Source organism: Burkholderia sp. Ac-20353, assembly GCF_017104785.1.
Classification (GTDB): domain Bacteria; phylum Pseudomonadota; class Gammaproteobacteria; order Burkholderiales; family Burkholderiaceae; genus Burkholderia.
Genome location: NZ_JAAGPL010000020.1, coordinates 65,473 through 76,704, shown reverse-complemented (window position 1 = coordinate 76,704; position 11,232 = coordinate 65,473). Strand labels below are relative to the sequence as shown.

At 66.4% G+C, this 11,232-nt stretch carries 10 protein-coding genes; 4 read left to right on the top strand and 6 right to left on the bottom strand.

Features of this window, described 5'->3' with window-relative positions:
- Positions 1–208: hypothetical protein (locus G3N94_RS10025; RefSeq protein ID WP_205792217.1), on the bottom strand; the 208-nt coding region annotated here is incomplete at its 3' end.
- 720 nt (positions 209–928) lie between these two features.
- On the bottom strand, positions 929–1,075 hold the full coding sequence (locus tag G3N94_RS10020) for a hypothetical protein (protein ID WP_205792227.1): 147 nt from the start codon (positions 1,073–1,075) through the stop codon (positions 929–931).
- Between the two features lie 192 nt (positions 1,076–1,267).
- Here G3N94_RS10020 and G3N94_RS10015 point away from each other — a divergent pair, with 192 nt between their 5' ends.
- Entirely contained in the window at positions 1,268–1,405 is a 138-nt protein-coding gene (locus tag G3N94_RS10015; protein WP_205792216.1) for a hypothetical protein, read from the top strand.
- Between the two features lie 109 nt (positions 1,406–1,514).
- Positions 1,515–3,161: an NRAMP family divalent metal transporter gene (locus G3N94_RS10010; protein ID WP_205792215.1), complete on the top strand. Its 1,647-nt coding sequence runs from the start codon at positions 1,515–1,517 to the stop codon at positions 3,159–3,161.
- A gap of 123 nt (positions 3,162–3,284) precedes the next feature.
- On the opposite strand, the gene G3N94_RS10005 is transcribed toward G3N94_RS10010, so the two are convergent.
- Positions 3,285–4,208, bottom strand: a complete 924-nt coding sequence (locus G3N94_RS10005; RefSeq protein WP_205792214.1) for a LuxR family transcriptional regulator — start codon at positions 4,206–4,208, stop codon at positions 3,285–3,287.
- Between the two features lie 288 nt (positions 4,209–4,496).
- Between G3N94_RS10005 and G3N94_RS10000 the strand changes: the two genes are divergently transcribed.
- Complete coding sequence (locus G3N94_RS10000; RefSeq protein WP_205792213.1) at positions 4,497–5,330, top strand: autoinducer binding domain-containing protein; 834 nt, start codon at positions 4,497–4,499, stop codon at positions 5,328–5,330.
- Between the two features lie 272 nt (positions 5,331–5,602).
- Positions 5,603–7,612, top strand: a complete 2,010-nt coding sequence (gene asnB / locus G3N94_RS09995; protein WP_205792212.1) for an asparagine synthase (glutamine-hydrolyzing) — start codon at positions 5,603–5,605, stop codon at positions 7,610–7,612.
- A 46-nt stretch (positions 7,613–7,658) separates the two neighbouring features.
- Here the strand turns inward: asnB and G3N94_RS09990 are convergent, their stop codons facing one another.
- From G3N94_RS09990 to G3N94_RS09980, 3 genes are all read right to left on the bottom strand, one after another.
- Positions 7,659–8,057: a winged helix-turn-helix domain-containing protein gene (locus tag G3N94_RS09990; protein ID WP_205792211.1), complete on the bottom strand. Its 399-nt coding sequence runs from the start codon at positions 8,055–8,057 to the stop codon at positions 7,659–7,661.
- Between the two features lie 362 nt (positions 8,058–8,419).
- A complete protein-coding gene (locus G3N94_RS09985) occupies positions 8,420–10,627 on the bottom strand; it encodes a xanthine dehydrogenase family protein molybdopterin-binding subunit (RefSeq protein WP_205792210.1) in 2,208 nt (735 codons plus the stop codon).
- A gap of 2 nt (positions 10,628–10,629) precedes the next feature.
- Entirely contained in the window at positions 10,630–11,091 is a 462-nt protein-coding gene (locus G3N94_RS09980) for a (2Fe-2S)-binding protein (RefSeq protein ID WP_205792209.1), read from the bottom strand.
- Between the last annotated feature and the right edge of the window lie 141 nt (positions 11,092–11,232).

The following is an 11,232-nucleotide window of genomic DNA, read 5'->3' as shown; positions in this document are numbered from 1 at the left end:
ACAGCAGCGCGGCGAGCCCGACGGCGGCAGCCATCGCGCCGAGCACCGCGCAGTCGAGCGCGCGGGTCGGGATCAGCGCATGCGCGAGCGACGCGCCGCGCCAGTTGGTGACGGTGTGCGCGAGCGGCGACAGCGCCGACACGAGCGAGCGGTTGCAAGCGACGTGCACGTACCGCTTGAGTCTGACCGCGAACGATTGAAGAAACATGACGTAGCCTCCGTCCGCCGTCGGCGGCGAAGCCGGACGACGTGATGGACCCCAGGTGCGCGCGGTGCGGCCTGCGATCGGCGTTTGGAACGTGACGGAGCGTGCGACGGACGAACCGGCGATGGCCGGTCCGGAAGGAAGCGCGCTAACCCGACGAATGCGAGCTAGCGGCGAAGGACATGCCCTGGGCTGCTGCTATCTCGCGATGGCTTGGCCGGCCTGAACCGGCATCGAACTGCAACTAGAGCATGTGTCCACGGAGGGACTCCTGTGTTGAATTGCGGCGGATTGTAGTCTCCACTTTTGCTGCGGCGCAAGTAAAAACCGCATAAAAAGTTCGCATGTTGCGCAAGCGTCGAATCGGAGGCGATCACGACGCGCGTGGCCTGACGAAATGCAGACGCCCCGTTGCGTTCGCGCACCTTGCGATGCACGCCGACATCCGTGCTGAAAGGTTTGGGCGCGTGTTTTAAGGAGCAAATCTTTCAGTGTCCACGAGCCGGAAAAAATATCTCGAAAATGGGGTTTCAAGGGGTTGACTTAGGTTTCGGGCGGTCCATAGAATCCGCCATCTTCACTTTTGGGGCGACCGCCTTGGACGCTTGCAGTAGTCGATCTTCGAACGAGTTATCCGCCTGAGCGACCAACGTCCGCGCCTTCCAACGCCGCCGTTTGTCACCCAGGCAAACGGTGCGCGCAGCAGTACTTCGCAGTAACCCCCTACGTGCACCCTGATTCGCGCCAGATACGCGTGATGCCGTCGCGCATGCGCCGTCTGGTTTCGCCGCCGCCCGGCATGCGGCCGCGTTCGCGCACGCCTTTCACAGGCTTGCGCACGTGGTTTCCTGCATGCAGGTCGGCGCTCAACCGTGTTCTTCCGGAACACCGAACAGGAGCCGCCATGAACGACAGTGACAGTTGTCCCTTATGCCGCCAGACCCTATTCAACCCGGGTCGCAGGGACAATCCGGCCGACTAGCCTGACCTCGATCAGGCCCCGGACTGGCCCCCGCGCCCACGACGCGGCGAGCCTTTGCTGCCGCCGCACGGAGCCAGATCATGAACTTCGGCCTTCTGCTGTCGCAATTCCCGCAAGTGACGCAATCGCGCCCCCATTACGACGCGATGCTGTCGCTCGATAACCGTCAGCCGGTGCTCGTCCGCCTGCTGAACCAGCTGAAATCGTTAGTCCACTGAAGTCGAGCGCGCCTCGGCATGCGCATGTGCGGCCGCCGTCACGCGGCTGCGCACGCTTATACCAAGGTTACACGCTTGCCAGATAACCCTTAGCCGTACGGAACACATCATGTCCACGCCATCCAACGTTTCTCCACCGATCGCCGTCGAACGCAGCGCCGTGCTTGACGAAGCCCATCTGGGCGACATCAAGGGCGCGTTCGGCACCATCGCGCATCACGACACCGCAAAGCGCGGCACGTGGTGGGCGCGCCTGCGTACGCTGCTCGCGATCCTCGGCCCGGGCCTGATCGTGATGGTCGGCGACAACGACGCCGGTGCGTTCGGCACCTACACGCAAGCGGGCCAGAACTACGGCACGACGCTGCTGTGGACGCTGCTGCTGCTCGTCCCCGTGCTGTACGTGAACCAGGAGATGGTGCTGCGTCTCGGCGCGGTGACGGGCGTTGGCCATGCGCGCCTGATCTTCGAGCGCTTCGGCAAGTTCTGGGGCGCGTTCAGCGTGATCGACCTGTTTCTGCTCAACGCGCTGACGATCGTCACCGAGTTCATCGGCATCACGTTCGTGCTCGATTTCTTCGGGCTGCCAAAGGTCGCGGGCGTGTGCGTAGCCGCAGCGCTGACGATGGCGGCGGTGAGTACCGGGGATTTCAGGCGTTTCGAACGGTTTGCGGTGGTGCTCTGTATCCTGAGCCTGCTGCTCGTGCCGGTGCTCGTGACGATCCACCCGCCGGTTGCGCAGATGACGCGTGACTTCTTCGTGCCGAACTGGCCCGCGCACGCGAAGCTGTCGGATGTGATGCTGCTCGTGATCGGCATCGTCGGCACGACGGTCGCGCCGTGGCAACTGTTCTTCCAGCAGAGCTACGTGATCGACAAGCGCATCACGCCGCGCTTCATGAAGTACGAGAAGGCGGACCTGTGGATCGGCATCGTGTTCGTGCTGATCGGCGCGGTCGCGATGATCGGTTTCAGCTCGGCGCTGTTCAGCGGCCATCCGGAGTTCGGCAACTTCACGGACGCGGGCGGCATCATCGCGGGCCTCGAGAAGTATGCGGGCCGCACGAGCGCGACGCTGTTCGCGGTTGCGCTGCTCGACGCGTGCATCATCGGCGCCGCTGCCGTGTCGCTGTCGACCGCGTACGCAATCGGCGACGTGTTCAAGATCCGTCACTCGCTGCATCGCGGCGTGTCGGACGCGAAGGGCTTCTATCTCGTCTACTTCGGCATCGTGGCCGCCGCCGCGGCGATCGTGCTGATTCCGGGCAGCCCGCTCGGCCTGCTGACGGAAGCGGTGCAGACGCTCGCGGGCGTGCTGCTGCCGAGCGCGACCGTGTTCCTGCTGCTGCTCTGCAACGACAAGCAGGTGCTCGGGCCGTGGGTGAATTCGACGAAGCTCAATGTGTTCACGGGCGCGGTGATCTGGGTGCTGGTGATGCTGTCGATCATCCTGACCGCGTCGGTCATGTATCCGGACATCAGCGGTGAAGCGATCGTCGACGTGCTGGTGGGTGGCAGCGTGTTCGCGATCGTCGGCTATCTCGCGACGGTGCTGATCCGCCGCAACAAGCGCGTGATCGAGCCGGGCGTCGACCGCTCGCTGCGTAACACGTGGCGCATGCCGCCGCTCGACACGCTCGAGCCGCAGGTGATGACGCTGTCGACGCGGATCTGGATGGGCGTGCTGCGCGGCTATCTCGTGATCGCGGTCGGTCTCGTGATCGTCAAGGTCGTGCAGATGATGCTGGTCAAGTAACACCGTCTGATGGACGCGGCGCCGGACCCGGCACCGCGCCGCTTCCCGTGCATGCCGGCCCTCGAGGCCGGCATGCGCGTTTACCGCGTGCAATCCCCGGGCTCGGCACGCTCCGCACGCGGATCAGATCAGCTCGAGCTTCGACGTCAGGTAGGTGAGCTGGATCCGGTTCGCGACGCCGAAGCGCTTGCGCAGCTTGCGCAGGTGATAGTCGACGTTGTGCGCGCTGGTGTCGAGGCGCCGCCCGATCTCCTTGTCCGACGCGCCTTCGGCGATGCCGAGCAGCAGCTCCTGCTCGAACGGCGTAAGGCCGTTCACCGCGCGCTCGCGCGAGGTCGCGATCAGCTGCGGCGACGCGAACTGGTGGACCGACAGGCCGATCGACAGCGCCTGCTCGACGGTGGCCGGCGTGATCCACTCGCGCGTGCGGCGCGGCGCGGTGAAGCTCATGAACGCATGCAGCCGCGTGCCGGGCACCGCCATCGAATACATGATCCCGCTGCACATCCCGTCGTCCTGCATTGTCTGCAGGAACCCGTCGAGCGCGGCGGGCGGCAAGCAGAGGCCGTCATCGTGTTGCTGGCGCTGCTGGTGCTGCTGGTGCTGCTGGCGCAGCTGCTGCAGGTCCCAGACGAACGGCATGTTGCACGCGCGCGCGCCGAGCGTGCGCGGATCGATGTCGTGATGACGGTGGCGCACGTAGTCGCCGCGATAGGTCGACGGTGTGAACGCTTCGTGAAGATAGAGACTCTCGACACGCTCGTGCGCGAATTCGAGCGCGAAGTACGCGAACGTCGAGAAACCCGTCAGGTGCAGCAGGCTCGTGACGATGCGATTGCGCTCGGCGGTGCTCTGTGCGTGCGCGAGCATGTCGGCGACGCCGAGCCGCGGCGCGTGCGGCTGCTCGACGTCGCCGCGCTTCACGTCGTCGCACCAGACGACCTGCACGGGGCGCGCGGCCGGCGCATCGGCGCGGCGTGTCACGTCGCGTGACGTCAATTGAGCGCTTGTCGCGGCTGCTGCTTCATGCAAGGCAATATCGGACATGAGCCATCCCTCGGAGCCGACGCGCAGCGCCGCGCGTGCGCCGTTTCGGGTACGGCAGCGCGCGGCGATACGATCGAAGCATCGTTCTTGATATGCGCGAATCGTCATCCTGACGAAACGCGGGGGCATTGTACAAAAATGCCGGCGTGCGCGTAATATGCCGTAATACTAATTGCGCCTAAAACTTCATGCAGCAGCGCGAATCCCATTCCAATCAGAAACCATAAAGAAAGACCAGGTCATGACGGGGCTGCGGCATTCAAATATTGGGAGAGGGGCGGGTTCCTTATGACACATGCTGACGGCACGCCACTCGTCAAGTGGTTCTCGCAGGCCGATATCGCGGCCGCTGCCGCTTATTCGGCCGACTATCACGCGGCGAATAAGGACGTTTTTACCGTGATTCAAAATGCGACAGGTAAATCCGACCTGGACGCACTCGATTTTTCGCAATGCCATGCGCGTTTGCGGCAAATCGGTTTCAGCACGCTCGGTTATGGTGGCTATGAAATGATCGGGCGGCGGATTCTATGCGCGCATTTGCTGCGCGATCTCGCGCCGGCGACTTTCATGCAGCCTTATATCGAGCAAATGCTCTACGAATGCGACCCGCGTTTCGCGCAGGTGCGGCAAAGCGGCTTTCCGGTCGCGTGGCGGCTCGACGAGATCGAGGCCGCCGCGCAGCGCGACGGCGATCGCAAGGTGCTCGCGCTCGCGGGGCATCTGCGCGCGCATGCGATGAACAGCGGCGTGATCTTCAGCCTGTCGGCGCCGCGGCTCGAACTGCGGGTCGCGGTGAACGTGACGTCGGAGACGCACGGCACCGACTGGATCGACGACCGCGTGATCGGCGGTGCGCTGTCGGTGAGTCTCGCCGTGCATCGGGTCGCGCTGCCGTTCCTCGAGGCACGCATCGCGCGCACGCGCGGCTTCGCGCTCGGCGACGAGCAGCAGCAGGTGCTCGAGCGGCTCGTGCACGGGCTGTCCGACCAGGAGATCGCGAGCGCGCTGCGCACGTCGCTGCACAAGGTCGGCCACCACATCCGCTCGCTCGAGAAACTCTTCAACGTGCAGAACCGCGCGCAGCTCGCGTATCTCGCTGCGCGGCGGCTGCAGTCGTGACGGGAACGGTTCCGGCAGCGCGCGCCGAAACACCGAAGCGCCAAAATGGGCGACGGGCCGGTTGATTGCCGCACCTTCGTCAATCGATATGGCCCTTTCTCCAGTCATCTGCGCGCACCGCTTGACGGCGCATTTTTTCTGGTGCCCGAAAAGATTCACTAGTGAATTATTGCTGAATATTTTCTTCGTATCATGGCCCGACTGTCGCGCTGGACGGCGTGCCGCAAGGCGTCGCGACGCGTGACGGGATCGGTCAACAAGCGGGCAACAATATGTGCGGAATCGACGGCTTTCTGAATAGCGTCGCCTTCGATGAGGAGACAGCGCGCGGGACCCTCGCGCGGATGACGGCAAGCCTCGCGCATCGCGGACCGGACGGTCAGGGCCTGTGGCTCGATCCCGAAGCCGGCATCGCGCTCGGCCACCGGCGGCTCGCGATCGTCGATCTGTCGGTGCACGGCCGACAGCCGATCGCGTCGGCGTGCAGCCGCTACGTCATGGTCTTCAACGGCGAAATCTACAACCATCGCGAACTGCGCGCGGAACTGGAGCGCGCGGGGCGCGCACCCGCGTGGCGCGGTCACTCGGACAGCGAAGTGCTGATCGCGGCGCTCGTCGCGTGGGGTGTCGAAGCGACACTGCGGCGCGCGACCGGTATGTTCGCGTTCGCGCTCTGGAATCGTGCGTCGCGCACGCTGACGCTTGCGCGCGACCGGATCGGCGAGAAGCCGCTCTACTACGGCCGGATCGGCGACGCGCTCGTGTTCGCGTCCGAGCTGAAGGCGCTGCGTCACTATCCGGGCTTCGACGGCAGCGTCGATCGCGATGCGCTGTGCCTGTACCTGCGCCAGTCGAGCGTGCCTGCGCCGTACACGATCTATCGCGGCATCCGCAAGCTGCCGCCCGGCACCTACGTCCAGTTCGAGCATGCGCGCGACACGCCGCACGTGCGCGCGTACTGGACGCTCGAGCAGGCGATCGAGGCGGGCCGCGAGCAGCCGTTCGACGGCAGCATGCAGGAAGCCGTCGGCCAGCTCGACACGATCCTGCGCCAGGCCGTCGCGCGGCAGATGGAAGCGGACGTGCCGCTCGGCGCGTTCCTGTCCGGCGGGATCGATTCGTCGGCGATCGTCGCGCTGATGCAGGCGCAGTCGACGACGCCGGTCGACACGTTCACGATCGGCTTTCACGAGGCCGGCTACGACGAAGCCGGCTACGCGAAAGCGGTCGCTCGCCACCTCGGCACGCGGCATACCGAGCTGTACGTGACCGCCGACCATGCGCTCGCGGTCGTGCCGAAGCTGCCGTCGATCTACGACGAGCCGTTTTCCGATGCGTCGCAGATCCCGACCTTCCTTGTCTCCGAGCTGACGCGCCGGCATGTGAAAGTGAGCCTGTCCGGTGACGGCGGCGACGAGCTTTTTGGCGGCTACACGCGCTATTTCCTGACGCCGCGCCTGTGGCGCAAGCTGCATCGCGTGCCGGCCGCCGTGCGCGCGCGGATCGCCGCCGCGCTGCATGCGTTGCGGCCCGATCACGCGGACCAGCTCGCGTCGATCGTGCAGGGCGCGTGGGGCAACACGGACGCGCGCGAGTCGCCGACGCGCATCGGCGACCGGCTGCACAAGCTTGCTCACGTGATGACCGCCGAGAGCCGCATCGGCCTGTACCGGCTGCTGATGTCGTCGGTCCATCATCCGGAGCGCCTTGCGCTCACGGGGCAGGAGCCGCCGACGGCGCTCGACACCGCGAGCGCGTGGCCCGCGCACCTGAGCTTCGCCGAGCAGGCGATGGCGATCGACACGCTCACGTACCTGCCGACCGACATCCTCGCGAAGGTCGACCGCGCGGCGATGGCGGTCAGCCTCGAGACGCGGATGCCGTTCCTCGATCACCACGTCGTCGAATTCGCTTGGCGGCTGCCGGCTTCGGTGCGGCTGCCGGAGGGCGGCCAGTCGAAGGTGCTGCTGCGCCGGCTGCTCGACCGGTATGTGCCGACGGCGCTGATCGACCGGCCGAAGCAGGGCTTCTGCGCGCCCGTCGATCATTGGCTGCGCGGCTCGCTGCGCGACTGGGCGCAGGAGCTGCTACGCCCCGCAAGGCTGCGCGACGAGGGCTTCTTCGATGCGGCGGCGGTCGACCGGCTGTGGCAGCAGCACCAGAGCGGGCGTTTGAACTGGCAGCATCAGCTGTGGACGGTGCTGATGTTCCAGGCCTGGCTCGAGTCGCAGCGGGCGAGCAGCGCGGCGGGTGTGGTGCAGGAGCGGCTGTCGCTCGCGTGACGGCAGGCGGCCGGCGATCGATCGCCGCGCCGTGGCCGGCCCGACGTCACGCGTAATCGGCCACCATCGCATGCTGCGGCGCGGCGCGCAGGAGCGGCGCCGCGTCGTGGCGCTCGACGTGGGTCGTTGCCGCGCCGAACAGCACGAGCCGGTAGCCGACCGCGTAGATCGGGATGATCCGCAGGTTCTTGTCCTCGTCGAGGCGCAGTTTCGAGCGGATGCGCGAGATATGCGTGTCGAGCGTGCGCGACGACACCGCGAGCTCGCGGCCCCACACAGCCTCCTGGATTGCCTGGCGCGTCACGATCTTGTTCATGTTGTCGAGCAGGAATTCGACGACGTCGAATTCGCGCGGCGTGACGTCGACCGTCTTGTCGTCGATCTCGATCGTGCGGCGCACGAAGTTGATCTTTATGGTGTCGATGTACAGGTATTTGCAATCCATGGTGGCCCTCGCATGTCCGTTAAGGAGTGTTTGCAAAGGGATTACTGCAAGTTCCGGGCCATGATGGGAAGCGAACACGCGGAGTTCCGCGCGATGCCGAGATGACGTTGAATCTAAAAGAATTTTTAACGCGGCGCGCTCACACGGGGTCGGAGCGACTTTGAAGGAATGTTACGTAGCAGTGGCGGGAACGTTACGGGCGTTACGTCTGGCGTAACGGGAGCGGTCAACGAACGGGGATCGCGGGTGCCGGGTTGGTTCGCGGCAGGCCGCGCGGGCGGCCACCCGACATGCAACCCTACATCAAGCACTAAACGCCGACCGCGAGGCACCTTTTGCCCCCGCGGCCGGCGCTTCCACCATCACCCCTTCGCCGTGCCGGCCGAATCGAACGGCAGCGTGTAATGCCGCTTGCCCGTCGCCGCGAAGATCGCGTTCGCGACGGCCGGCCCGACCGGTGCGACGCCGGGCTCGCCGACGCCGGTCGGCGCCTCGGCCGACGGCACGATGTGCACCTCGACCTTCGGCATCTCGGCGATCCGCAGCACCTGGTAGGTGTCGAAGTTGCGCTGCTCGACCTCGCCGTCCTTCAGCGTGATCGCGCTGTGCAGCACCGCACCGAGCCCGAAGCCCATGCCGCCTTCCATCTGCGCGGCGACGATGTCCGGGTTGATCGCGATCCCGCAATCGACCGCGCACACGAGGCGATCCACCTTCACCTTGCCGTCTGCGCCGACCGACACTTCGGCGACCTGCGCGACATAGCTCTTGAACGCCTCGGCGACCGCGATCCCGCGCCCGCGGCCTTTCGGCAGCGGCTTCGCCGGATCCCAGCCGGCCTTCTCGGCGGCGAGTTCGAGCACGGCGCGCAGGCGCGGCTCCTTCGCGAGCAGGTCGCGGCGGAACAGGTACGGATCCTTGCCGGCCGTGTGCGCGGCCTCGTCGATGAACGCCTCGACCGCGTACGCGGTGTGCGAACTGCCGACCACGCGCCACCACAGCACCGGCACGCCGGCCTTCGTGGTGGTCAGCTCGACCGACACGTTCGGCACTGCGTACGGCAGGTTTGCCGCGCCCTCGACCGACGTCGCGTCGACACCGTTCTTCACCATCACCGGCTCGAACGGCGTGCCGGCGAGGATCGACTGGCCGACGATCCGGTGCCGCCAGCCGACCAGCTTGCCGTCCGCGGTCAGGCCCGCGTCGAGCTTGTGGAAGTACATCGGGCGATAGAGGCCGCCCGTGACGTCGTCCTCGCGCGTCCACTGCAGCTTGACCGGCTTGCCGTTCGCGCCGAGCGCCTTCGCGATCGATACGGCCTCGACCACGTAGTCCGACCACGCGTTCGCGCGCCGGCCGAAGCTGCCGCCCGCGTACATCGTGTGGATCTTCACCTGCTCGGGCTTGAGCCCCGCGACCTGCGCGGCGTTGCCCTGGTCGATCGTCTGGAACTGGTCGCCGGCCCAGATCTCGCAACTGTCGGGCGTCAGCCTGACGACTGCGTCGAGCGGCTCCATCGGCGCGTGCGCGAGATACGGGAATTCGTACGACGCGCTGATCTTGCGCGTGGCGCCGGCGATCGCTGCGTCCGCGTCGCCGTCCTTGCGGGCCGACACGCCGGGCTTGTCGGCGAGCTGCCGGTATTCGCGCATGATCTCGGCCGAGCTGCGCTTCTCGGCGCCGGTTTCGTCCCATTCGACCTTCAGCGCATCGCGGCCCTGTTTCGCGGCCCAGAAGCCCGTCGCGACGACCGCGACGCCGCGCGGCACCTGCACGACCGACACGACACCCGGCACCGCCTTCGCGGCCGTCGCGTCGAATGACTTGACCGTCCCGCCGAAACGCGGCGGACGCTGCAGCAGCGCGACCAGCATCCCGGGGAGCGACACGTCGAGCGTGAACTGCGCGGTGCCGTTCGACTTGGCCGATGCATCGACGCGCGGGATCTTGTGACCGATCAGCCGGAATTCGGCCGACTGCTTCAGCGTGACCGTGTCCGGCACGGGCAGCGCCGCGGCTTCCGCGACGAGTGCTCCGTAGCTCGCCTGCTTGCCGCTTTTCGCATGCGTGACGAAACCGTCACGGGTCGTCAGCTCTGCGGCCGGCACGTTCCAGCGCGCGGCGGCGGCCGATACGAGCATCGCGCGGGCCTTGCCGCCGGCTTCGCGCAGCTGCTGCCACGAGTTCGCCATCGCCGAGCTGCCGCCCGTGCCCTGGATCTTGCCGAACGCGAGGTTCGCGTAGCGCGTCGCGTCAGCAGGCGCGCTTTCGACGCGCACGCTCGACCAGTCGGCGTCGAGCTCTTCGGCGACGATCGTCGCGATGCCCGTGTACGCGCCCTGGCCGAGTTCGACGTGTTTCGCGATCACGGTGACGATGCCATCCGGCGTGACGCGCAGGAACGCGTTCGGCGCGAACTCGGCGGCGGGCGCCGTTGCGGCGAGCGCGCGGCGGCCCGCGCCGATCCATTCGAAGCCGATCGTGAGGCTGACCGCGGCGGCGCCGGCGGCCTTGAGGAACGTGCGGCGCCCGGAGCGGACCGCATTCGGGGTATCGAGTTCGGTCGTCATGGTCAGGCCTTCAGTGTGGCAGCGGCGTCGTGGATCGCGGCGCGGATCCGCGCATAGGTCGCGCAGCGGCAGAGGTTGCCGTTCATTGCGGCGTCGATGTCGGCGTCGGTCGGCTTAGGGTTCTGTTCGAGTAGTGCCGTTGCGGACATGATCTGTCCGGACTGACAATAGCCGCATTGCGGCACCTGCAGCTTGACCCACGCGGCCTGCACGGCCTGGGCGGGCTTGCTCTGCAGGCCTTCGATCGTCGTGATGTGCTTGCCGGCGATGCCGGCGAGCGGCAGCACGCACGAGCGCACGGCCTGGCCTTCGAGATGGACCGTGCACGCGCCGCACTGCGCCATTCCGCAGCCGAATTTCGTGCCGGTCAGGCCCGTGTGCTCGCGGATCGCCCAGAGGACGGGCATCGACGGATCGACATCGAGCGTGACGTTCTTGCCGTTGAGGACAAACGAGGTGGGCATGGACTGTCTCCGTGGGGGAAACCCGGTGCGAAACCGGGATACGCGGGAGTGTGCGCGACCGCGGGGATTTGAGTTTACACAATCCTGCAAATTTCTTGAACAATCCTGCAAATCCCCGGCGCGTGGCCGGCGGCTTCGCTA